Source organism: Corynebacterium hylobatis (genome assembly GCF_003955685.1).
GTDB lineage: Bacteria > Actinomycetota > Actinomycetes > Mycobacteriales > Mycobacteriaceae > Corynebacterium > Corynebacterium hylobatis.
Genome location: NZ_RXHJ01000004.1, coordinates 141,486 through 163,979 on the forward strand (window position 1 = coordinate 141,486; position 22,494 = coordinate 163,979).

At 65.7% G+C, this 22,494-nt stretch carries 20 protein-coding genes; 11 read left to right on the forward strand and 9 right to left on the reverse strand.

Annotated features, from left to right (window positions below):
- Positions 1 to 8 precede the first annotated feature (8 nt).
- From EAH68_RS03860 to EAH68_RS03890, 7 genes are all read left to right on the forward strand, one after another.
- Positions 9 to 863 (forward strand): alpha/beta fold hydrolase, encoded by an 855-nt coding sequence (locus tag EAH68_RS03860; protein WP_126120009.1) that lies wholly within the window; start codon positions 9 to 11, stop codon positions 861 to 863.
- Positions 864 to 896: 33 nt separating this feature from the next.
- Positions 897 to 2,399: a flavin-containing monooxygenase gene (locus EAH68_RS03865; protein ID WP_126120010.1), complete on the forward strand. Its 1,503-nt coding sequence runs from the start codon at positions 897 to 899 to the stop codon at positions 2,397 to 2,399.
- Between the two features lie 30 nt (positions 2,400 to 2,429).
- Positions 2,430 to 3,554 (forward strand): NAD(P)-dependent alcohol dehydrogenase, encoded by a 1,125-nt coding sequence (locus EAH68_RS03870; protein WP_126120011.1) that lies wholly within the window; start codon positions 2,430 to 2,432, stop codon positions 3,552 to 3,554.
- A 68-nt stretch (positions 3,555 to 3,622) separates the two neighbouring features.
- Positions 3,623 to 5,101, forward strand: coding sequence for an aldehyde dehydrogenase family protein (locus EAH68_RS03875; protein WP_126120012.1), 1,479 nt, complete (start codon positions 3,623 to 3,625; stop codon positions 5,099 to 5,101).
- Positions 5,102 to 5,242: 141 nt separating this feature from the next.
- A complete protein-coding gene (locus EAH68_RS03880) occupies positions 5,243 to 6,016 on the forward strand; it encodes a 3-ketoacyl-ACP reductase (RefSeq protein WP_241228280.1) in 774 nt (257 codons plus the stop codon).
- Positions 6,017 to 6,047: 31 nt separating this feature from the next.
- The gene (locus EAH68_RS03885) at positions 6,048 to 6,806 is read left to right on the forward strand and encodes an SDR family NAD(P)-dependent oxidoreductase (protein WP_126120014.1); all 759 of its coding nucleotides are present in this window, start codon (positions 6,048 to 6,050) and stop codon (positions 6,804 to 6,806) included.
- A gap of 22 nt (positions 6,807 to 6,828) precedes the next feature.
- A complete protein-coding gene (locus EAH68_RS03890) occupies positions 6,829 to 7,800 on the forward strand; it encodes a cyclase family protein (RefSeq protein ID WP_126120015.1) in 972 nt (323 codons plus the stop codon).
- A 236-nt stretch (positions 7,801 to 8,036) separates the two neighbouring features.
- Here EAH68_RS03890 and adhP read toward each other — a convergent pair whose 3' ends face one another.
- Both adhP and EAH68_RS03900 read right to left on the reverse strand, forming a co-directional pair.
- Positions 8,037 to 9,071, reverse strand: coding sequence for an alcohol dehydrogenase AdhP (gene adhP / locus EAH68_RS03895; RefSeq protein WP_126120016.1), 1,035 nt, complete (start codon positions 9,069 to 9,071; stop codon positions 8,037 to 8,039).
- A gap of 182 nt (positions 9,072 to 9,253) precedes the next feature.
- On the reverse strand, positions 9,254 to 9,529 hold the full coding sequence (locus tag EAH68_RS03900; protein WP_126120017.1) for a hypothetical protein: 276 nt from the start codon (positions 9,527 to 9,529) through the stop codon (positions 9,254 to 9,256).
- 117 nt (positions 9,530 to 9,646) lie between these two features.
- Here EAH68_RS03900 and EAH68_RS03905 point away from each other — a divergent pair, with 117 nt between their 5' ends.
- Positions 9,647 to 10,945 carry an LCP family protein gene (locus tag EAH68_RS03905; protein WP_126120018.1) on the forward strand — a complete coding sequence of 433 codons (1,299 nt, stop codon included), beginning with the start codon at positions 9,647 to 9,649 and terminating at the stop codon, positions 10,943 to 10,945.
- Between the two features lie 64 nt (positions 10,946 to 11,009).
- Here the strand turns inward: EAH68_RS03905 and EAH68_RS03910 are convergent, their stop codons facing one another.
- The 4 genes from EAH68_RS03910 to EAH68_RS03925 form a co-directional block, all read right to left on the reverse strand.
- Entirely contained in the window at positions 11,010 to 11,930 is a 921-nt protein-coding gene (locus EAH68_RS03910) for a DUF5926 family protein (RefSeq protein WP_126120019.1), read from the reverse strand.
- Positions 11,931 to 11,953: 23 nt separating this feature from the next.
- The gene (locus EAH68_RS03915) at positions 11,954 to 12,670 is read right to left on the reverse strand and encodes a glycerophosphodiester phosphodiesterase family protein (protein ID WP_126120020.1); all 717 of its coding nucleotides are present in this window, start codon (positions 12,668 to 12,670) and stop codon (positions 11,954 to 11,956) included.
- Positions 12,671 to 12,683: 13 nt separating this feature from the next.
- The gene (locus EAH68_RS03920) at positions 12,684 to 14,555 is read right to left on the reverse strand and encodes a pyruvate kinase (RefSeq protein WP_241228281.1); all 1,872 of its coding nucleotides are present in this window, start codon (positions 14,553 to 14,555) and stop codon (positions 12,684 to 12,686) included.
- Positions 14,556 to 14,649: 94 nt separating this feature from the next.
- Positions 14,650 to 15,615, reverse strand: a complete 966-nt coding sequence (locus EAH68_RS03925) for an L-lactate dehydrogenase (RefSeq protein ID WP_126120022.1) — start codon at positions 15,613 to 15,615, stop codon at positions 14,650 to 14,652.
- 108 nt (positions 15,616 to 15,723) lie between these two features.
- On the opposite strand from EAH68_RS03925, the gene EAH68_RS03930 reads away from it, so the two are divergent.
- Positions 15,724 to 17,565: an alpha/beta-hydrolase family protein gene (locus tag EAH68_RS03930; protein WP_126120023.1), complete on the forward strand. Its 1,842-nt coding sequence runs from the start codon at positions 15,724 to 15,726 to the stop codon at positions 17,563 to 17,565.
- On the opposite strand, the gene EAH68_RS03935 is transcribed toward EAH68_RS03930, so the two are convergent.
- Positions 17,555 to 19,267: an alkaline phosphatase D family protein gene (locus tag EAH68_RS03935; RefSeq protein ID WP_241228282.1), complete on the reverse strand. Its 1,713-nt coding sequence runs from the start codon at positions 19,265 to 19,267 to the stop codon at positions 17,555 to 17,557. The genes EAH68_RS03930 and EAH68_RS03935 overlap by 11 nt on opposite strands.
- Before the next feature lie 102 nt (positions 19,268 to 19,369).
- Here EAH68_RS03935 and EAH68_RS03940 point away from each other — a divergent pair, with 102 nt between their 5' ends.
- Entirely contained in the window at positions 19,370 to 20,035 is a 666-nt protein-coding gene (locus tag EAH68_RS03940; RefSeq protein ID WP_126120025.1) for an HAD family hydrolase, read from the forward strand.
- 8 nt (positions 20,036 to 20,043) lie between these two features.
- On the opposite strand, the gene msrA is transcribed toward EAH68_RS03940, so the two are convergent.
- Entirely contained in the window at positions 20,044 to 20,721 is a 678-nt protein-coding gene (msrA, locus tag EAH68_RS03945) for a peptide-methionine (S)-S-oxide reductase MsrA (protein WP_206436347.1), read from the reverse strand.
- A gap of 165 nt (positions 20,722 to 20,886) precedes the next feature.
- Between msrA and EAH68_RS03950 the strand changes: the two genes are divergently transcribed.
- Positions 20,887 to 21,486 (forward strand): superoxide dismutase, encoded by a 600-nt coding sequence (locus EAH68_RS03950; RefSeq protein WP_126120026.1) that lies wholly within the window; start codon positions 20,887 to 20,889, stop codon positions 21,484 to 21,486.
- 78 nt (positions 21,487 to 21,564) lie between these two features.
- Here the strand turns inward: EAH68_RS03950 and EAH68_RS03955 are convergent, their stop codons facing one another.
- Positions 21,565 to 22,461: a LysR family transcriptional regulator gene (locus tag EAH68_RS03955; RefSeq protein ID WP_126120027.1), complete on the reverse strand. Its 897-nt coding sequence runs from the start codon at positions 22,459 to 22,461 to the stop codon at positions 21,565 to 21,567.
- Between the last annotated feature and the right edge of the window lie 33 nt (positions 22,462 to 22,494).

The window sequence follows — 22,494 nt, forward strand, 5'->3', positions numbered from 1 at the left end:
GAGCATTCATGCTTACCCAGGATCTGATGATTCCGCGCACCACCACTATCAACGACGTAGAGATCACCTACTACGACTCTGAAGACACCCGTAACCACCCCGACGACGTGCTTGTCCTCATTCACGGCACCTCAGGTTCCACGGCCGCCCACTTCGGCTTCCTCTACCCGGTGCTTGCAGCCCGACAGCGCGTTATCTCCATCGACTGGGCCCAGGTGGACCCCACCCGCCCCCTCGAAACCGATGACCTGGTCGAGCAGGTCACGACGACGATCCGGCATCTGCTGCCGGGCCAGAGGGTCATTCTGCTGGGATACTCGCTCGGTGCCGTGGTCGCGGCCAAAATCGCCGCAGACCACCCTGACCTGGTTGATCGGCTCGTCCTCGTTGCCGGCTGGATCCGCACCGATCTCCAGCAGATTCTGCGAAACGACGTCTGGCACGCGCTTCGTCGAGCCGGTGACGAGCAGGCTCTCCGCGAATACTCCACCTTCTGCGCCTTCGGCGGCCCCTTCCTCGCAACCAAGACCCTGTCTGACATGCAACCGGGAATGCAGGCCATGACCTTCGATGAGTTCGGTGACCAGCAGATGGAGCTGAACCGACGCATTGATATCACCGCCGAAGCCGAAACCATCACGGCGCCCACCCTGGTCATCTCCTGCACCCATGACCAGATGGTGCCCACCCGTCACCAGCTCGCTCTGTTCGGAGCAATCGAAAACTCCCGTTATGTGGAGATCCCCACCGGACATGCCGTGGTCTTCGAACGACCCAGTGAGCTCAGCCATCACATCCAGCAGTTCATGGATAACCCGGATCAGTACGACGCCGGGACCATCATTCCCACACCCAAGCCCTAATCATCCAACCTCACTCTCAAAGGAAGAACACCAGTGACTACTACTACTGAAGCCATCCGTACCCGCACGGTTATCGTCGGGTCCGGTTTTGCCGGCCTAGGAATGGGCGCCCAGCTCAAACGCCACGGCGACCACGACTTCATCATCATCGAGCGAGCCACAGACCTCGGTGGGACCTGGCGAGACAACACCTACCCAGGGGCAGCCTGCGACGTCCCCTCCCACCTTTACTCCTTCTCCTTCCACCCCAATCCCAACTGGTCCCAGGTCTTTTCCCCAGGTCCGGAGATCCAGACCTACCTGCAGACCTTCGCCAAAGACGAGGGCCTCCTTCCCCACCTGCATTTCAACCGGAACATGGACAACGCCCGGTGGAACGAAGACGAAGGACGGTGGTACATCACCACTCCCGACCAGGTGTACATCGCACAATTCCTGGTCACCGGAACCGGACACCTCGCCGATGAGTCCTACCCCACTATTCCCGGCCTCGAGGGCTTCACCGGAGAGAAGTTCCACTCCGCCCGCTGGGACCACAGCGTCAGCCTGGAGGGCAAGCGGATCGGCGTGGTGGGGACAGGAGCATCCGCCATCCAGATCGTGCCAGAAATGGCCAAAATCGCTTCAGAGCTGGTCGTCTTCCAACGCACTCCGAGCTACATCATCCCCCGCATGGAACGCGAGTACACCGACGGCGAGAAGCGGCTGTTCCAGCGCAATCCCCAGGCCATCGAGGACCTCCGCTCCGAGCTCTTCTGGGGAGGGGAGAACACCTTCGCTCAGCGACGTGCCATTCCCCGTTTCCTCGCCGAAGGCAAGAAGCTGGCGCTGGATCACCTCGCGGCCCAGGTACCGGATGAGGAGCTGCGAGCGAAACTGACCCCCGCTTACGAACCCGGCTGTAAGCGCGTCCTGATTTCCAATACCTTCTATCCAGCACTGCAGGCCCCGACGACCACCCTGGAAGCCTCAGCTCTCGGAAGCATCAACGGGTCGACTGTTCGAGCAGCTTCCGGAGAGGAATACGAGCTCGATGTGATCATTTTCGCCACTGGATTCGAAGCCACCGAGCCTCCCTACGCCCAGCTCATCGATGGCCGCGGCGGCGTCAACCTGTCTGAGCACTGGAAGAAGGGCATGCAGGCCTACCAGTCGGTGGCAGTGTCCGGGTTCCCCAACCTGTTTTCCATCAACGGTCCCAACACCTCCCTCGGACACAACTCCATCGTCTACATCATCGAGTCCCAGATCGAGTACATCCTGGGGGCCATGGACTACATGTCTGCCACCGGGGCAAGCATCATCGAGCCCACCCCTGAGGCAGAAGAAGCCTATGTCGAGCACATTCAGCGCAATGCCGTCGGCACCGTATGGCTCGATGGCGGATGTAACTCCTGGTACGTCGACCAGCGCACCGGCCGACTGACTCTCATCTGGCCCGATTTCGGTTACGCCTTCCGCGACGCGAACGGAACCTTCGACTCCGAGGGCTACGAGCTTCGCGACGTCCCCGCCCCTGCTCCGGCCACTCTTTAGCACTTTCACCCCTAAGACCGAGGAGAGAACATGAAGATCGATGCCTACGTGGTCGAAGAGATCAACGCCCCGTTCACCCGCGAGACCCTCACCATCGACGACCCCGGCCCCGGCGAAGTCCTGGTCAAGGTGGTGGCCACCGGAGTGTGCCACACCGACCTCAACACCCAGTCCGGCGACATGCCCCTACCCCTGCCGGGCGTGTTCGGCCACGAAGGCTCCGGCGTCGTGGAGTCTGTCGGCGCGGGCGTGACCAACGTCGCACCCGGCGACCACGTCATCATGGGCTGGCCCTACTGCGGCACCTGCCGCAACTGCATCCGCGGTCAGCACCGCTACTGCCTCAACATCGGTGCCGAGCTACTGGCCGGTATGCGTCTGCACGGCCCCGACGCGGGTGCCTCCGCCTACACCCGCGCCGACGGCACCACCATCTCCGGGCACTTCTTCGGCCAGTCCTCCTTCGCCACCTACTCCCTGACCCGTGCCAACGCCCTGATCACCGTCGACAAAGACCTCGACCTGGAACTCCTCGGCCCCCTGGCCTGCGGCATCACCACCGGCGCAGGCGCCGTCTTCCACACCGCGCAACCCGGCCCGGGGGAATCAGTCGTGGTCATCGGCGCGGGTGCTGTCGGCCTGGCAGCCATCATGGCCGCGCGCAACACCCCGGCCACCACGATCATCGCGATGGACCTGCAGGACTCCCGCCTGGAACTGGCCCGCGAATTCGGCGCCACCCACACCGTCAACACCCGCGAGCGCGGCATCGTCGACGCGGTCACCGAGATCTGCGGCGGCCCGGCCGACTATGTGCTCGACTGCACCGGCAACATCCAGGTCATCGAGCAGGCCGCGGATGCTGTCGGCCTGCTGGGCACGGTCATCCTCGTCGGCGGGGCACCGGCACAGGCCCGGTTCTCGGTCGACCACATGCGCACCCTGTTCGGCAAACACATCGTGGGCACCCTCGGTGGATCGTCGACCAGCCATGAGCTCATCCCCGGTCTGATTGAGCTGTACCGCCAGGGCCGGTTCCCCTTCGACCGGCTGGTCACCGTCTACGGCTTCGACGAGATCGACAAGGCCATCGCCGATGCGCATGAGGGTTCCACCATCAAGGCCGTGCTCCGGGTCGAGGACACCCACCAGTGACCAACCACTAACCCATCACCACTGAACCGCAACCACTTCCAGAACCACAACGAAAGCAGTTGAGCACCATGACCACCGCAACCCGGACCTACGCCGACCTGATCACCGAGCAGCTCTACATCGGCGGCTGGCGCGAGGGCACCTCCGAGACCACCACCACGACCACCAACCCCTTCAACAACGACACCATCGCCACCATCCGCCAGGCCTCGAAGGAGGACGTCGACACCGCCTACGAGATCGCCCAGGAAGCCCAGATCGGCTGGGCAGCCCTGCCGCCGAAAAAGCGCGCCGCCATCCTCACCAAGGCAGCTGACTGGATCGAGGACAACCGCGCCGCCGTCGTCGAGCTGATCCGTGTCGAATCCGGTTCCACCGCGATCAAGGCGAATATCGAGACGTCCCTGGCGATCGGTTCCCTGCGCGAGGCCGCGACCTTCCCGACACGGATCACCGGCCAGATCCTGCCCTCGAACACCCCGGGCAAGGCCAACTACGTCTTCCGTGAGGCACTCGGTGTCGTGGGTGTGATCAGCCCGTGGAACTTCCCCTTTGCCCTGTCCATGCGCTCAGTCGCCCCGGCCCTGGGGTGCGGTAACGCCGTGGTGCTCAAGCCGGCCTCGGACACCCCGATCGTCGGTGGTCTGCTGCTGGGCACCATCTTCGAGGCCGCCGGCCTGCCCGAGGGTGTGCTGAACATTGTCGTCGGTGCCGGTTCTGAGATCGGCGACCACTTCGTCGAACATGCTGTCCCGCGTCTGATCTCGTTCACCGGTTCCACCCCGGTGGGCAAGGGTGTGGGGCGTGTGGCTGTCGGTGGTGAGCACATGAAGAAGGTCTCCCTGGAGCTCGGTGGCAACGCCCCGCTGGTCGTCCTCGATGATGCGGATATGGAGCAGGCCGTGGGTGCGGCGACGATGGGTAAGTTCCTGCATCAGGGGCAGATCTGCATGGCTGTCAACCGCATCATCGTCCAGGCCGAGGTCTACGACGAGTTCGTTGCTGCTTTCACCGCACGGGTGCAGACCCTGGCTTACGGTGATCAGTTGGATGATGCCACCGTTGTGGGTCCGGTCATCAACGACAGTCAGCTGCACTCTGTCACCGAGAAGATTGAGCGTGCACGCGCGGAGGGGGCGCGCGAGGTGGTTTCCGGTCCGGTGGAGGGCCGGGTCATTGCCCCGCATGTTTTTGCTGATGTCACCCCGGAGATGGAGCTGTTCCGGGAGGAGATCTTCGGCCCCGTCGTCGGCATCATCCGCGCTGAGGATGAGGCACACGCCCTCACGTTGGCCAACGACACCGAGTTCGGTTTGTCCTCGGCCGTGTACACCCGGGATCTGCAGCGTGGCCTCAACTTCGCCCGCCAGATCGAGGCGGGTATGAGCCACGTCAATGACATCACCGTCAATGATGAGGCGCATGTGATGTTCGGCGGGGAGAAGAACTCGGGCCTGGGTCGTTTCAACGGTGAGTGGGCCATCGAGGAGTTCACCACCACCCACTGGGTGGGTGTGGCTCCCGGCCAGGCACAATTCCCGTTCTGACCGGACAAGGGAAAGAAAAAGGGAGACGGCACCCCGCTTGTAGGTGCCATCGACTCAGCTAAGGGAATATAACCATGAGTGGAAACATGTAGTCGTGATTCCACCTGCTTGGAGGATATTATGGGAGAAGTAGTAAGGCCAGTGGCTCTGGTCACCGGCGGGAGACAAGGACTTGGATTAGGTGCAGCCAAGGGGCTGGTTCGCCGAGGCTTTGATGTCGCCATCGTTGATTTACCTGAGGCCGGTCCCGCCACGGACTCAGTCCTCCAGGAACTGAGAGACCTCGGAGCGACAGCCCGCTATTACCAACTGGATATCTCCGAGATTGAACGACATCAGGAGATCGTCGATCAAGTGTGGGAGGATTTCGGGCGCCTTGATTGCCTGCATAATAACGCCGGCATCGCGGCCCGGCCGCTGACGGATATTTTAGAGCTCGCCCCTGACGCATTCGACCGGGCCGTGGATATCAACCTGCGAGGGACATTCTTTCTGAGCCAAACGGTGGCCAACCGCATGGTAGAAGACCCCGATCGGTTCTCGGACGGGATCTACCGATCCATCATCATCGTGACCTCCATCGCTGCAGAACTCGTCTCCCCTGACCGCTCCCAGTACAACATCACCAAAGCGGGCCTCTCCATGCTCACCAAAGTCCTGGCCTATCGCCTGGGTCCGGAAGGAGTAGCAGTCCATGAAATCCGGCCTGGTTTTATGCAGACAGCCATGACGGCCTCGGCAGGTTCTCCTGAGATAGAAGCTGCCATCGCTGACGGAAGGGTGCCGCTGGCGAGGTGGGGAAGCCCCGAGGACATTGGCACCGCTGTGGGCACGCTGGCCTCTGGTGACCTTCCCTATATGACCGGGCAGCCTATCTGGATCGCCGGGGGTTTGAACGTTGTCAAGGCAACCTAAACATTCTGCTGTACATACCTGGAGGAAACAGATGGAAAACAAGATGAACGGTCAGACCGCAATTGTGACCGGTGCCGCCGGCGGCATCGGGAGCGCTGTAGTGACCAAGTTCGCGGACATCGGCATCAACGTCGTGGCCGTCGACCTCCACCAGGAAGCGTTGGACGGGTTGAGAGAAAGTTGTAGCGGAACAGGCGGAAAGGTCGTAGCCCTCGCGGGCGATGTCACGGATCCCACGCTGTCGATCCGGGCAGTAGAGCTTGCCCAGTCGGAGTTTGGCGGCCTGGACATTCTGGTCAATAACGCCGGCATGGGTTCGGGAATGGTTCCGCTGTGGGAAATCGAGCTGGACACGTGGCGCCAAGATATCGAAGTCAACCTGACCAGCCAATTCATGATGCTCAAAGCCGTCATCCCCCTGATGATCGAGCGAGGCTACGGCCGGATCGTCAACACTGCCTCCGCTGCTGGAATGGAAGGACATGCACTATCTAGTCCCTATGCGGCAGCGAAGGGTGGAGTGATCGCCATGACGAAAGCTGTTGGGAAAGAACTCGCGATGAAAGACGTATTGGTCAATGCAATTGCGCCTGCGCTGATCGGTTCGGGAATGCTTGACCAGCCGTGGTTTGACGAAAAAACAAAAAAGCAGCTGCTGGAGCGGATCCCGATGGGCAGAGTAGGGGAACCTGCTGAAGTCGCGGAGATGATCACTTTCCTTGCTTCTCCCGCCCTTTCTTTCTCTACCGGAGCTGTCTTTGATCTCTCCGGCGGTCGTGCCACCTACTAACCACCTCTCTTAAGGAACCCCCATGACCACCACTGTCAATACCCCTCCGCAGTTCACCGAACTGCTTGCAGACTCTCCCAGGAACTGGGGAAAGTGGGGGCCCGAAGATGAAATCGGATCGCTTAACTATCTGGACGAGCAGGCAGCCCTGAAGGGTAAAGCCGCCATCCGTTCGGGAAAATCCTTCACCCTTGGCATCCCGATCGCCGACCCTGCTGGGGATCCTGTGTGGCCGGGGCGTCGCCCTACCCAGCGCTTCAATGTCATTGATCGCTCCCATTTCGCCTCTGGCAAGGGTCCTGCAATTCCCGGAGGCGCGGAATATGCTGACGACGTGGTAGTGATGTATCTGCAGGGCACTACCCAATTTGATGCCCTTGGCCACGCCTGGCACAGTGACCAGATCTATAATGGCTACTCCGCGGACAGCACCATCGGGGCGACGGAAAAGGCCTCCATCATGCCGATCGCCGAACATGGGGTTGTCGGACGAGGCGTGCTGGTCGATATGGCCGCCTACCGTGGAAAAGCAGTGCTGGCACCGGGTGAGACCTTCGGGCTCAACGATCTCCTTAACGCAGCCGAGCAGCAGGGCCTTGAGATCCAAAAACGAGATATCCTACTCATCCGCACCGGCTGGATCGGTTCGTACTACACCGGTGATGTGGAAAAATTCCATGCCACTCCGTTCATCGAACCGGGGTTAACCTATTCACCTGAGCTGGTCCAATGGTTTGCTGAGATGGAAATCCCGGTACTCGGGACCGACACCATCGCCAATGAGGTCACAATCGACCCCAATAACGGCACCAGCCTGCCGCTTCATCAGGCACTCATGCGCAACCTCGGCGTCCTCTTCTCGGAGATACTCTCCCTCGACGACCTGGCGCATGACTGCCACGAAGACGGACAGTGGAGCTTCATGTACAGCGCCTCTCCACTCAAAATCCACTCGGGCACTGGTGCCCCAGTTAATCCTGTAGTGATTAAGTGAGGTTTTAGCTGAGCATTCCCCAGCAAGCGCTTCGTAGAAGGTGCCCCAGTTGACGCCGAGGTCTTTGGCCAAGACGATTCTTGGCTCTCCTCAACTCTTGGCGAATAGGGGCTGTTGGTACCGGTGTTCCGGGTAGGTGGTGTGGAACCTCGGTACATCGTGGACACCGGTACCAACTCAAGCTATTCGCCAGAAGCGGACGGCGATGCGCCAGGATGCGATAACGGGAAACTGTTTCAGTACCTGATCGACACTCGGCCCTCTACCCGGCCCCGGCGCAGGTCCTCAAAGACCTCATTGACATCGTCCAGGGAGCACTCCCGGACCCTTGGGTGGATGTTGCCCCTGGCATAGAAGTCGAGCGCCTCGATCATGTCCTGGCGGGTGCCCACCAGCGAACCACGGATGGTCAGACCCTTGAACACGATGTCGAAGATCGGAGCTGGGAAATCCCCCGGCGGTAGGCCGATAAAGACAATTGTGCCGCCCTTGCGCGCCATACCGATCGCCTGCCCGAAGGCGTCCGGGTGCACCGCGGTGACCTCCACCCCGTGGGCTCCGCCATTGGTGTATTCGACTACCGCGGCCACCGGATCAGTCTCGGTTGCGTTGACGGTGAACTCGGCCCCGTGCTTGCGGGCCAGTTCCAGCTTATCCTCGGCGATATCGACGGCGATCACGCGCATACCCATGGCCACGGCATACTGCACGGCAATGTGCCCGAGGCCGCCGACACCGGAGATGACCATAAACTGCCCTGGCTTGGTGTCGGACATCTTCAGACCCTTGTAGACGGTCAGACCAGCGCAGAGGATGGGTGCGACCTCGGCTGGGTCAACGCCCTCCGGGATGAGCGCACAGTAGCGGGTGTCCACGAGCATGTATTCACCGAAAGAACCGTTGACCGTGTACCCGCCATACTCGGCTTCATTGCACAGGGTCTCTCGGCCGGTGCGACAGTACTCACATTTCCCGCAGGCCGACCACAACCAAGCGTTGCCCACAATATCGCCGACTTCAACGGAGTGCTCGCCCGGTCCGAGTTTGACAACCTCGCCCACACCCTCGTGGCCGGGCACGAAGGGCGGCGACGGCTTGACCGGCCAGTCCCCCTCGGCCGCATGGAGGTCGGTATGGCAGATTCCGCTGGCGTGGAGCTTGACCAGGGCCTGGTTTCTGCCGGGTTCGGGCAGATCAATTTTCCTGATGGTCAGTTCGGGGCCGAACTTCTCGACGACGGCGGCGGTGTACTGGTCGACTGCAGCGGTCATGACGGTTGCCTCCTGGGGATCGGGATGTGACTTACAGCCAAGACGCTACCCGGAGATGTGTTCCACGTCACGAAATTGGCGAAAGTCGCGCAGGCCGGTGCTGCTGCAAAATTGGCCCAGCTGGCGAGTTTCCTCCGCGGTGGAAGTGATCGACAAGGAGTTCCCGAACCAGCACGACATAATCAGGGGCAACGGACTCCACCAGCTTGCGACCGCTGATCGTCGGCCCCGCTCACCCGGGTCACATACGACATGGGTACCGTGGCCCGGTCAACGAGTTCAGCCATCCGCAGGCGGTGTCCTTCGTCCTGAAACAGCTGGGAGAGGGCGGTATAAGCGTTGTGGTTGATCTCGGCGCGGCGCTTCAGCTGCACATCCAGGTGGTTCGGAAGCCCCGCGGCGATCGTCGACCGGGTATTCGAAACGGCCTGAGCACGCTGGCACAGAAAGATCATCAAGAGCTGAGAGCTTAGGCCTTCTCGGTTTTCCACCCAACTGTGCAACAGTGCCGAGCTGGATCACCGGCCACAGCCTTCCGGCTGGGGCTGAACGGTCAGTCTGGCTAGTCTATTGACATGCATGAACGCGACCCCCGGCAGCGCGACCCCCGACCCGGCCGTCCGCCGGGCCGCTCCGGCGACCCCCGCGACTCCGGTGACATCGTCCGGGGCCGGGACGGCAAGCCCCTCGTCGACCGCTACGGACGTCCGGTCCAGCGCCGCTCCGGGGCAGCCCGCCCCGACGCGGGACAGCAGGAGTCGGCGCGTCGGCGACCGCCGCGTCGTGAAGCAGCCCCGGTTGAGCGGCCGCAGCAGTACATCCCACCCCGGCGCGAGGAATCCCCCCGTCGCCACCAGGCCCCGCCCGCCCGGGCCACCCCGGCCCGCGCACCGCAACGTCCAGCGGCGCGTCCCCCAGCCCCGCCTGCCCCACCCGCCGCACCTCCGCGCAGCCGACGCCGCAGGCCGGGTCGCCGCCGTTTCCGGCCGCTGCGCACCCTGGGCTGGGTCGTGGCCATCGTCGTGGTCCTCAGCCTGTCGATGATGCTGTGGGCGGATTCCCAACTCAACCGCGTCGAGGCGCTGCCGGAGTACCGGGTGGCCAACACCGCCGGCACCAACTGGCTGCTCGTCGGCTCTGATTCGCGACAGGGGCTCAGCGATGAAGACGTCGACCGGCTGGGTACGGGCGGTGACCTGGGGGTGGGTCGCACCGACACCATCATGATCCTGCACATCCCGCTCACCGGGCAGGCCCGGCTGGTCTCCCTGCCGCGTGACTCCTACGTGAGCATCCCCGGCTACGGCGAGAACAAGATCAACGCCGCCTTCACCTTCGGTGGCCCTCCACTGCTGACCGCCACCGTGGAGCAGGCCACGGGGCTGCGCATCGACCGTTACGCCGAGATCGGCATGGGTGGTCTGGCCAATGTCGTCGACGCCGTCGGCGGGGTGGAGCTCTGCCCGCCGGAGCCGATCTATGATCCGCTCGCCCGGCTGGATATCCAGGCCGGTTGCCAGGAGATGGACGGCCCGACAGCCCTCGGTTATGTCCGCACCCGCGCCACCGCGCAGGGTGACCTTGATCGGGTGCACCGCCAGCGGGAGTTCTTCGCCGCCCTGGTCGACCAGTCCACCAACGCGGGCACCCTGCTCAACCCCTTCCGCTTCATCCCCCTGGTCAGCAGCACCGCCGGTGCCTTCACGGTGGGCAAAAGCGATCACGTCTGGCACCTCGGCCGGGTGGGTCTGGCCATGCGCGGTGGGGTCCAGACGGAGACCGTGCCCGTCGCCGGTTTCGCCGACTATGCCGTAGGCAGCGTGGTCCTGTGGGACCAGGTCGGGGCGCAGGCGCTGTGGGAGTCGATGAAGTAGTCCCGGGACAGAGAAAAGACGCCGCACAGCGGTGCGGCGTCCCAGGTTCCTCCAGCGCAGGAATCTACCGGATGGTCACCTGGCGGGACTTGATGTTCTGCAGCTGCTTGCGCTCATCAGCGGTGAGCTGGGTGTCATTGGCCAGCTCTGCGTCGACGGCCGCGGAGATGCGGCTGAGCTCAGCGCCGTAGGAGTCCCAGGCGACCTCCGGGTCGAGGTCGAAGACGGGGACGATGATGCCGTGGGTACGGAAGGCACCGGCGAATTTGGTGTTCTCCCCCAGGTTGAGCTCACCGCGGGCGGCGACACGCGCCAGGGCGTTGAGGAGGGCGTCCTCGTTGTCCTCGGGACGGATCCAGCGGATGTGGGCCTTGCCGCCACCCGGGTTGACCCACCACACGGCACCGGGGATGTCGGTGTCCACACGGTGGGATTCCACGACGGAGTCGTTGGCGGACTGCAGGGCCTGGGCGGTGGCCGCGTCGAGCTCGGTGCCCTCCGGCAGCCACCAGTTGAAGTCCTGGTGCTCGGTGATCTCGAGCTTGGCGTCCGCGGCGATGAACTCGCTCAGGGCCGACTGGCTGCCGTCGGCGACGCCGGACTCCAGGGTCTGGCCCGGCTCGGCGTCCTTGAGCCAGTTGAGGGCGTAGGCGAGGTCGCGGCCCGGGTTCTGGGTGTGGACGGTGGTCTGCAGGGCAACGAAACCGGTGCCGCCGTTCTCCCCTTCGCGGATCATCGCCGCGGCACCGCCGGGCAGGACGGTGGCGATGTGGACGTCACGGTCGATGCCGGTGACGGCAACCTTCGCGGTCGCGGAGGGGACGAACTCCTGCAGGGCGATGAGGTCGGCTTCACCGCCGATGCCGCCGTAGGGGCGGACGTCCTTCTCCAGGGCGGCGCGTTCCGCGGCGCGGGCGGCGAGCTTCGCCTGGCGGCGGCTCATGCCCTCGGGGAGGTTCTCGTTCTTCTTGTTCTTCTTGGCCATGGGTCAAAGATACCCGCCCGCCTTCAGTTCCCGAGGGTCCGGAGGGCGAGTTCGGGTTCGTCGGTGGCCAGCAGGTCCACGCCCCGGTCCCGGGCCCAGAGCATGTCGTCGGGATCGTTGACCGTCCACATGTAGGTGGGCAGGCCCATGCGTCCGATGAGGCTGGGGCGCAGCTTGGCCCGCCACAGGGACACCCCCAGGCCGGTGGGTTTGCCGGGGTGGACGTCCAGCGGGTTGAGGCGACGTTCGATCTTGCGGCGCAGGTGGATGCGGTCGAGCCGGGGGGCGATGTGGCGCATGCGGATGATGGCGGCGGGTGAGAAGGAGATGAAGTGCATGCGGGGGTCGTCGAGAAGCGCGGCGTGCCGCAGGCAGCGCACCACCTGTTCCTCGATGATCCGCCCGTAGCGCACGGGGTGTTTGGTCTCGATGTAGAGGTGTTTGTCCGGATGGTCCTGCATCATCTCCAGCAGTTCCGGCAGGGTGAGCACCTGCTGCGGGTGCTCGGCGGTGCCGAAGTTGAGGTCGCGCAGGCGGGCGAGGGTGGCGGTGGAGACCCGTCCCCGGCCGTCGGAGACCCGGTCGATGACGGGGTCGTGGATGATCACGAGCTCACCGTCGAGGGTGAGGCGGACATCGCATTCCACACCGTGGATGGGCAGCTCGAGGGCCTTCTCGAAGGCCACCTGGGTCAGTTCGGGGTACTTCGCGGAATACCCGCGGTGGGCGATGATCTTCACGGTCGGTCACCTGTCACTCATCGTCGTCGACCCAGCTGCCGATGCGGCGCAGCAGCTGGCGGTTCTTGCGCTGGGAGCGGCCCAGCTTCAGGGACAGGGTGTGGAGGATGCGGATCGCGTCGGTGATGTGCGGGCCCTTGTTGAGCATGACCGCCTCCGCGCGCAGGGCGTAGCCGGCGTCGGTGATCTCCGCGCGGGAGGGCAGGCCGGATTTGGCCAGATTCTCCAGCACCTGGGTGGCCATGACCACCGGCACGTGCGCGGCCTCCGCCATCTGCGAGATCAGGCGCGGCACCTCGGCCATGCGCTCGAAGCCGAGTTCCACGGCGAGGTCACCGCGGGCGATCATGATGCCTAGGTTCGGGTGCCGCATGCCCTCCAGCAGGACGTCGCGCAGGTTCTCATACGCCGGGATCGTCTCGATCTTGAGCACGAGCCCCAGGCTGCGCACCCGTTCCGGGTCGGGTGATTCCTGCGCGATCTGCTCAAGCGTGTCCAGCAGGAAGGCCACATCACCGGCGTCGCGGATGAAGGAGACGTTGGCGATGTCGCCGTGGGCCGCCACGAAACGGAAGGCCTCGATGTCCTCCTCCGTCAGGCTGGGCAGCGGCAGGACGGTCTCCGGCAGGTTGATGCCCTTGTAGGCGGCCAGGTTCGTGCCCTCGGGACGGGCCCGGGTGATCTCCAGCCAGATCTCCGCGTGGCCGTCGTCGCTGCGCTGCTTATCGACGGCGCGGGCGGCGATCGCCCCGTCATCGAAGAGCACGCGCTGCCCGACCTCGATCGCCGCCACCGCCTCCGGCAGGGTGCAACCGATGCGCGGGGTCTGTCCCGGGCTCGGTTCCGCGGGGGTCTGGTCATCGGTGAGGATGAGCCGGTCGCCCGCGTGGAGCCGCAGGCGCTGCTCCGTGGGCGGGACCCCGGAGACCCGCGTCCGCTCCCAGTCGTGCTCCAGGAAGGTGGTGTTGGCGATGTAGGCGTTGCGCTGCCCCTCCGCGAGGACCCCCTCGTCCCGGATGCTGGTGACGGTGAAGCGGCGCTTGGCGTCGCGGTTGTCATACAGCGTGATCTCGGAGTCGACGGTGAGCTTCTCCAGCCAGTCCCGGTCGACCCGCAGCGGCAGGGTGGGGCGCCCCGGCAGGCCGGTGGGCACCGGCGGGGTATTCTCCTCATCCAGGTCAGCGGGGGTGAGCCAGATCTTCGCGGGGGTGAGCACCCGGCCGGTCGAGGTCCGGGTGACACGGGCACGCCCGACCGCCGGGCCCGGCGCGATCTGTCCGGTGCGCACCTTCGGGCCGGCCAGGTCCATGGCCACCTTGATCTCCCGGTCGAGTTCGCGGGCGGCGGTGTGGACGTTGGCGATCATGCGTTCCCACACCTGCGGGCCGTCGTGCGCGCAGTTGATCCGGGCCAGTTCCATGCCGGCCCGGGCGAAGTCGCGCACCATCCCGAGGTCCTCGCCGGCCTCCGTCGGGAGGGTGACCATGATGCGGGAATGGGTCTCCTCGGAGGATTCGCCGAAGAGGATGGCCGCGTGGTCCTCGAGGATGTCATCGGCCAGGGCGAAGGCGTTGCGGACCTGGACGCCGGTGTACTTCAGCTCCTCGCCCGCGTAGGCGGAGAGCACGTTGCGGGCCGCCTGCAGCCGGGCCAGGACGGCCGGCTCGGCGGTGGACAGTCGGGTGGCGCCGATGGAGGCGAGGCCACCCTGCACCGCGCGGACATCATGCTGGCGCAGTTCGGCGTAGTGGACGAGGTTGGCGGCACCGCTGCGGTGGTTGTCCGCGGCCGCGGAGATCGCGCCCGCCTGGCGCCGCTCCACCGTCCCGAGCGCCTCGATGAGGTTGTCAACCTCGGTGATCAGCTCATGCAACCTGATGTCCACGGTCGGCCTCCGCACGCTTGAGTTGGTTGGATAATTCCTTCCCATTGTGCCCATGATCGGGCGGCCCGGCATCCCGGACGGGGGTCGGGCCCCCTCAGGACACAGGTGGGGTGGGCGGGAAGAACTCCTCCTTGACGGCGCGCAGCGTGTCGGCTGAATGCGCGAACCGCTCCTTCTCATGGTCATTGAGCCGCAGTTCCACCACGCGGGCGATGCCTGCCCGGTTGATGATCGCCGGGGTACCGATGTACAGGTCCTGCTCGCTGTATTCACCGTCCAGGTAGGCGGAGACGGGAAGGGCCACGTCCTGGTTCTGGATGATCGCCCTGGTGATACGCGCCAGCCCCATACCGATACCGTAGGAGGTGGACCCTTTGGCGTCGATGATCGCGTAGGCGGCGTCGCGGGTCTCCTCGAAGATCTTCCCGACGCGTTCCTCAAAGCCCTCCTCCTGCTCCACCCGGGACGCCAGGGAGACGCCCGCGATGGTGGCGGAGGAGATCACCGGCAGTTCGGTGTCACCGTGTTCGCCGATGATGTAGGCGTGGATCGACGTCGGTGACGTCCGGGACAGCTCGCCGAGCATGAAACGGTAGCGGGCGGAGTCCAGGATGGTGCCGGAGCCGATGACCCGGTGGTGGTCCAGGCCGGAATAACGCCACACGCCGTAGGTGAGGATGTCGACCGGGTTCGTGGCGACGATGACGATGCCGTCGAAACCGTGTCCCATGACCTCATCGACGATCGACTTCATGATCCGCATGTTCTTGTCCACCAGCTGCAGGCGGGTCTCACCCGGCTTCTGGGCCGCACCTGCGCAGATGACCACGATCGCCGCGTCCCGGCAGTCCTCATAGGTGCCCTCGGTGACACGCGTGGTGGAGCTGGACCACACCACACCATGGTTGAGGTCCATCACGTTGCCGCGGAGCTTCTTCTCGTCGACGTCAATGATGGCCAGGTGATCAACCGTTCCCTGGTTGACCAGCGCATACGCGTAGGCCACACCCACGTCTCCGGCGCCGATGAGCACGATCTTGTTGCCGACTGCTGTTCGCATGGGGGTCTCCGGTGGCTCGGGGAGGGGGACACTCCCCATTGTCGCCTGATCCGGTGGTCTGCGCAGCAGACCCTGCAAACCCCACGTCGCTCTGCCAGAATCGCCCACATGAGGGTTCCCCGCCGCCTGCACCACCGGATTCTGGCCGCCGCCGCGCCAGTGGCGGTGCACGCACTCAGGGGGGCAGCCTTTGCCCTGGAGGTGACCGCCGACCTCACACCCGGTTTCCGGATGACGCGGCGCCGCCGCCTCCCGGAGGACCTCGGCGCCGGGATCCTCGGCGCCGAGCTGGCCACGTGGTGGGCGATCTCCCCCTCCCTGCTGCCGCGTCCCTGGTGGGTGACTGCGGCGAATGTCGCCATCTGCCAGGGGGCGGGTCATGTGGCGGGCACGGGGGTGTCCTGGGCGTTGAACCGGTGGCTGCGCCGGCACGGCCTGCGCCCGCCCGCCCGGGTCCGCCACTTCTGGCTGGAGACCGGCCACACGGCGGTGGCGCTGGTGACCATGGGGGCGGTCTTCATGAGTCTGCGGCGGCAGCGCCAGCAGGCCCGCCTGGTTCACCTGGAGCACGTGCGCGGCGGCCGGCACGCCCTCGCCGGCGGGGTGGTCGGCACCGCCGGTTACGGGATGCTGCTGCTGCTCGGTGACGCCGCCCAGGTCTCCGTCGACGAGCTCGGCCGCCGGCTCTCCCGCTGGATGCCGCTGGGGGTGGCATGGTCGCTGGCAGCCGGCGGCCTGACCTGGCTGGCGCTGGTGCTCAGCGACAAGGTGCTCATGCGCCGGTTCCTGGCGGATATGTCCCAGCGGGCCGAACAGCTCAACCAGTCCGTCTTCCCCGGTACGAGCATGCCCTGGGAACCGGAACGCTCCGGTTCCCCGTGGTCCCTGGAACGGTGGTCGGCCGTCGGTTCACAGGGTCGGGCGGTGCTCTCCCTCGGCCCGCGGGCGAAGGACATAGCCGAGGTCACCGGCCTGGCGGAGGCCCGGGAACCGATCCGGATCTTCGTCGGCCTGGTGCCGGGGCGTTCCCTGAAGTCCGCCGCCCGGCTCGTCCTCGCGGAGATGGACCGCACCGGCGCCTTCCACCGCAGCACCCTGGTGCTGCAGACCTCCGCGGGTTCCGGCTGGATCACCGACTGGTCCGTGGACACCGTGGAATTCCTCACCGGCGGGAACTGCGCCACCATGGCCATGCAGTACTCCTTCCTCCCCTCCGCCCTGTCCTACCTGGTGGACCATGACACCCCGGTGCGCGCCTCCCGGATCCTCATCGAGGCGATCCTCCGCCGCCTGGGGCAGATGGCCCCGGAGAACAGACCGAAATTCTACGTCGCGGGGGAATCACTCGGCGCCTACGGCATCGCCACCTCCTTCGACGGCCTGGAGGACCTCCTCGAACGCACCGACGGTGCCCTCTTCTCCGGCGCCCCCCGCTTCACCCGCATGCTGCGCGGCCTCACCGACGCCCGCGATGCCGGCACCCCCGCCCGACTGCCGGTCGTCGGCGGCGGCCGGCACGTGCGTTTCGTCTCCCACCCCGAGCACCTGCGCCAGGACTTCAGCGGCATGCCCTACGCCCACGACTGGGACCATCCCCGCGTCGTGGTCGCCCAGCACCCCTCCGACCCCATCGTGTGGTGGGACCAGGAGCTGTTCTGGCGCCGCCCCGTCTGGCTCACCGAACCCGGCTCCCGCGGGGTGCCGGGCCCCCGCCCGCAGCGCCTGGATGTGTTCCAGGGGATGCGCTGGATCCCCTTCATCACCGGCTGGCAGATCGGCCTGGATCAGCTGACCTCCCTGCTGGTGCCCGGCGGCCACGGGCACAACTACCACGAGGAGATGCTCTGGTACTGGGACGCGGTGCTCGGTGGGCACGCCGCGGTGCGGATGGACAGGCGGCTGGCCCTGCGCGCCGGGGCGTTCATCCGGCGCGATTCGATCAGGCGGTGATCAGCGCGCCGTCGTAACGCACGCCCGGGCCCTGCACCACCGGGGAACCGGCGACGGTGACGTCGCGGACGCGCTGCCAGGACATGTCCACGTGCGTCGGGTGGACAGTGAGGGTGGCGTAACCGTGCGCGTCCAGGTCCACGTGCCGGATGTGCGGGTTGTGGGCCAGCACGTGACGCTCCGCACTCTGCGAGACGGGGCTGTCCTCCGCCAGGCCGAGGATCTCGTCGACGTTGTTGGCTGTGATGGACGAACACACCAGCTCCGCCGCGATGATCCGGTCGCCGTGGTGGATGTGACTGGCCCACTCGGAGTGGATGTCCCCGGTGAGGAAGACGTTGCGTCCGTGGCCGTGCTCCCGGGCGAGCTCATCGAGCAGGCGCTCGCGGTCTGCGGCATAACCGTCCCACTGGTCGACGTTGACCGGGGTGCCCGCGACATCGAGCCCCACCATGCCCGCCAGCTGGGAACGCACAGCCTGGTCGACGTGGATGAGGTTGAGCGGGGCCATCATGACGGAGGTGCCGATGAGGTTCCACCGCGTATCGGCCGCGGTCAGGCGGTTGGCCAGCCAGGTGAACTGCTCGGAGCCCATGATCGTACGGTCGACCGCGTTGCGCTGCACCGGGTGCAGCACCCCCGGGGCGCTGCGGTAGGAACGCAGGTCGAGCATGTGGATTTCCGCCAGGCGGCCGAAACGCAGCGTCCGGTAGATGCGCCCACCCCTGGAGGGCGCATCACCGCGGACCGGCAGCCACTCCAGGTAGGCCTGCATCGCCGCGTCCCGGCGGGTGTGCCAGTCACCGTGGAAGGAGTCGTGACCCTGCGCCCCACCCTCCCAGGCGTTGTCGGCGATCTCGTGGTCGTCCCAGGTCACCACCCAGGGCGCGGCGGCATGGGCGGCCTGCAGCTCGACATCGCGACGGTAGTGGCCGTAGCGCGAGCGATAGTCCGCCAGGGTACGGATCTCCCAGGTGGGCACGTGCGGGCGGACCACCCCGTACTTCCCGGCGTAGTCCCCGGACGCGAATTCGTAGAGGTAGTCGCCCATGTGCACCACAATGTCGATCTCCCCGGCATGCGCCCGGCGGGCGATGTCGGAGTAGGCGGAGAAGTAGCCGGCCTCGAAATTCGCGCAGGAGCACACCGCCAGACTGAGCTTCTCGACGTCCGCGTCATCCGCCGGCGCCGTCCGCGTCCGCCCCGTGCGGGACACCCGACCCGCCTGCGCCCCGTCGAGGGCGGTGAAACGGTAGTGGTACACCGTGCCCGGACGCAGGCCGAAGGGGTCGACGTGGACGGTGTGGTCCTGCGCGGCGGTGGCGGTGACCGTACCGGCGCGGGTCAGGACGGAGAACTCCGGATCCTCGGAGACCTCCCAGCGCAGCAGCACATCAGGGCCGACCCCGGAACCGGGGACCGACTCCGGGGTCGGGGTCACCCGGGTCCACAGGATCACGGAATTCGGGAGCGGATCACCCGAGGCCACCCCGTGCATGAACGCGTGGTACTCCGGGTCAGCATAAGGAAGGGGGGCGTGCAGGGAATCGAGATCCACATCAGCGTAGGCCTGGATATCGGAGGCGCGGACGCGGGTCAGGGAACTGGGTGCGGCTGCCGCGGCGCCGGCGATCAGGGAGCCCTGGAGAAGCCCCCGTCGCGTGATCCGGGGGCCGGTACGGTGGTGCCCTGTGATGCTCACGGCCCTCATTGTCCCGACTGACCTGCGGGTCCGCAAACCGGGCAGCCGAGAATTCACACCGCTTTAACTAATGTCACTGCCACGTCACCTACCCTGTGATGCATGCAACTCCCCGCCGCCACCGCTGCCGTCCTCTACGACCTGGACGGCACCCTCGTCGACCATGACCACGCCGCCCGCGCCGGGGTCGATGCCTGGTGCCGCACCCTCGGCATGCCCGACGGCCAGTGGGACCGGTGGTCGGATATCGAGCGACGCTGGTTCACCCGCTTCGAGAACGGCGAGATCAGCCACATGGGTCAACGGGTCGGACGCTGCCGGGAATTCCTCGGCCGCCCTGAGCTGGGCGAGGCCGAGGCCCTCGACCTCTACGAGTTCTACCTCGCGGTCTACCGGGAGAACTGGCGGGCCTTCCCCGACGCACGCCCCTCCCTCGACAGCGCCCTGGCGGCCGGGCTGAAGGTCGGGATCCTCACCAACGGGGCACAGGTCATGCAGCAGGCGAAGATGGAGAGCACCGGCCTGTGGCGCGAGGGCATGGTCATGTGCGCGACCGTGGAGATCGGCGCGCCGAAACCGCAGCCGGAGGCCTACCTCGGGGCACTGGAGAGGCTCGGTGTGACGGCGGAGGAGACCGTCATGATCGGCGATTCCTGGGTCAATGACGTGGCGGGGGCGCAGAAGGTGGGCATGACCGCCATCCACCTGGCCCGCGAGGGGAACGCCGCAGACAGCATCGGCTCCCTCGACGAGATCGTCTGGGGATGAGGCGGCCGCTACGACTGTTCCGGCAGGCGGCAGGCCACTCCGGTGGAGTGGTGGGGGCAGTAGCCGTGGGGCACCTTGTGCAGGTACTGCTGGTGCTCGTCCTCGGCCAGGTAGTAGGCGCCTGAATCGGTCTCCGCCAGGGTGCGCACCTCCGTGGTCACCTCACCGAAGCCGTGCTGCTTGAGCTGGGCGGCGTAGGAGTCGACGATCGACTGGACCTCATCGCGTTCAGCCTCCGCGTCAGGGCCGGTGGTGTAGAAGGCGGAGCGGTACTGCGTGCCCACGTCATTGCCCTGCCGCATGACCTGGGTCGGATCATGGTTCTCCAGGGCGGTGGCCACCAGCTGCTGCAGGGTGACCTTCTCCGGGTCATAGACCACCTCGACGACCTCGGCGTGGTTGGTGCCGCCGCCACAGACCTCGCGGTAGGTGGGGTTGGGGGTGGTGCCGCCGGCATAACCGACGGAGGTCCCCTCAACGCCCGGCATCTCCCAGTAGATCTTCTCCACGCCCCAGAAGCAGCCGATGCCGACGAGGAGGGAGCGCTGCCCCTCCCGCCAGGGGCCGGTGATCGGGGTGCCCAGCACGGCGTGCGGACGGGGATGGGCCAGGACCGGGGCGTCACGGCCGGGCAAGGCCTTGTCGGTGGGTACAAGTTCAGGGGTGCGGACAAACATCCAGGACATGGTTCCTACTGTACGCCCGCTTTCGCGGGGTCCGCCACCAGCATCGATCCATTTCGGCAACATTATCGTTGCGGAAATGATTCTTTCACTTATCATGGTCAGTGGGCGGTTTCCGGCGGTACAGTCGGGAACGTCCCTGTTTAAACGAAAGGAAACTGAAACAACATGGCAGTTTACGAACTTCCCGAGCTCGACTACGCATACGACGCCCTCGAGCCCCACATCTCCGCCGAGATCATGGAGCTGCACCACTCCAAGCACCACGCCACCTACGTCGGCGGCGCCAACGCCGCCCTCGAGGCACTCGAGGCGGAGCGCAACGGCGAGGCCAACCCGGACCGCGTCCGCGCACTGTCCAAGAACCTGGCCTTCAACCTCGGCGGCCACACCAACCACTCCATTTTCTGGAAGAACCTCTCCCCCAACGGTGGCGGCACCCCGACCGGCGAGCTGGCTGAGGCCATCGACCGCGACTTCGGCTCCTTCGAGAAGTTCCAGGCCCACTTCAACGCAGCTGCTCTCGGCCTGCAGGGCTCCGGCTGGGCCGTGCTCGGCTACGACCACATCGCCGGCCGCCTGATCATCCAGCAGCTGACCGACCAGCAGGGCAACATCTCCGTCGACTTCACCCCGCTGCTGATGCTGGACATGTGGGAGCACGCCTTCTACCTGCAGTACAAGAACGTCAAGGCCGATTACGTCAAGGCCGTGTGGAACGTCTTCAACTGGGACGACGTCGCACAGCGTTACGCCGCAGCCAAGTAATACCCCCACGTCCCCGGGAAACATCCCGGGTTTCACGTGAAACATCGACGCCCTGCCTCACTCCCCGTGAGCGGGGCGTCACCCGTTTCCCTGTCGGAGGATGAAAGACCGGAACTGATCCACAGGCGGGGCAGCGAGCGCCCCGGCCCGCCACACCAGTCCCAGCTCACGGTACTGCGGCGGATCGACCGGGCGCAGGACGATACCCACCGGCGCCAGATAAGGATCATCCAGGGGCAGCAGAGCCACCCCCAGGCCTGCAGAGACCAATCCGGCGACGGTACTCAGTTCCATCGACTCGAACACGAGGTTCGGACTGAAACCGAGCTCAGCAGCAATGGAGTCCAGGAGCGTGCGGGTCCCGTAACCGGGGAGCATGCCGACGAAAGGCTCCCCGGACGCCTCCCGCAGATCAACAGGACCGGCAACAGCAGCCAGGTGGTGCCCCTCAGGCACGGCCAGCGCGAGGCGCTGGACACTGAGCTGGTGCCAGCTGAGGTCCGTGCCGGCCTCCGCCGGGCGGGGGCCGACCAGGGCGATGTCGGCGGCGTCGGCAAGCACCCGGTCCACGAGCGAGCGGGCGTCACCCTGGTGAAGCAGGAAGTCGACTCCAGGATGCAGCGCCCGGTAGTCACGCAGCAGGTCAGGCACCAGCCAGGTACCCAGGGAGTGCATGAAATCCAGCCGGACCGTGCCGAGCTCCGGGTCCATCAACCGGGAGACCTTCCCGGCCCCCTCCGCGAGTTCCGCAAGGGCCCGGCGGGCGTGGGGCAGATAGGCCCGCCCCCGGGCGTTGAGCGCCAGGCTGCGCCCGCGGCGCTCGAAGAGTTCGGCCCTGACACCCCGCTCGACGCGACGGACGGCCCGGCTCAGGGTCGGCTGGGGAACACCGAGCTGTGCGGCGCTGTCGGTGAGATGACCGGATTCGGCGACCATGACGAAGCCCTGCAGGTCAGAGGTGGAGATCCCGGTCATGCATGAATCGTATCGAAAAGCTCCATGCGGAGC

Coding starts and splice junctions, on each gene's coding strand:
- EAH68_RS03860 (WP_126120009.1), top strand. CDS start 9: ATGCTTACCCAGGATCTGATGATTCCGCGCACCACCACTATCAACGAC.
- EAH68_RS03870 (WP_126120011.1), top strand. CDS start 2,430: ATGAAGATCGATGCCTACGTGGTCGAAGAGATCAACGCCCCGTTCACC.
- EAH68_RS03875 (WP_126120012.1), top strand. CDS start 3,623: ATGACCACCGCAACCCGGACCTACGCCGACCTGATCACCGAGCAGCTC.
- EAH68_RS03885 (WP_126120014.1), top strand. CDS start 6,048: ATGGAAAACAAGATGAACGGTCAGACCGCAATTGTGACCGGTGCCGCC.
- EAH68_RS03890 (WP_126120015.1), top strand. CDS start 6,829: ATGACCACCACTGTCAATACCCCTCCGCAGTTCACCGAACTGCTTGCA.
- adhP (WP_126120016.1), bottom strand. CDS start 9,071: ATGACCGCTGCAGTCGACCAGTACACCGCCGCCGTCGTCGAGAAGTTC.
- EAH68_RS03905 (WP_126120018.1), top strand. CDS start 9,647: ATGCATGAACGCGACCCCCGGCAGCGCGACCCCCGACCCGGCCGTCCG.
- EAH68_RS03910 (WP_126120019.1), bottom strand. CDS start 11,930: ATGGCCAAGAAGAACAAGAAGAACGAGAACCTCCCCGAGGGCATGAGC.
- EAH68_RS03925 (WP_126120022.1), bottom strand. CDS start 15,615: ATGCGAACAGCAGTCGGCAACAAGATCGTGCTCATCGGCGCCGGAGAC.
- EAH68_RS03930 (WP_126120023.1), top strand. CDS start 15,724: ATGAGGGTTCCCCGCCGCCTGCACCACCGGATTCTGGCCGCCGCCGCG.
- EAH68_RS03940 (WP_126120025.1), top strand. CDS start 19,370: ATGCAACTCCCCGCCGCCACCGCTGCCGTCCTCTACGACCTGGACGGC.
- msrA (WP_206436347.1), bottom strand. CDS start 20,721: ATGTCCTGGATGTTTGTCCGCACCCCTGAACTTGTACCCACCGACAAG.
- EAH68_RS03950 (WP_126120026.1), top strand. CDS start 20,887: ATGGCAGTTTACGAACTTCCCGAGCTCGACTACGCATACGACGCCCTC.
- EAH68_RS03955 (WP_126120027.1), bottom strand. CDS start 22,461: ATGACCGGGATCTCCACCTCTGACCTGCAGGGCTTCGTCATGGTCGCC.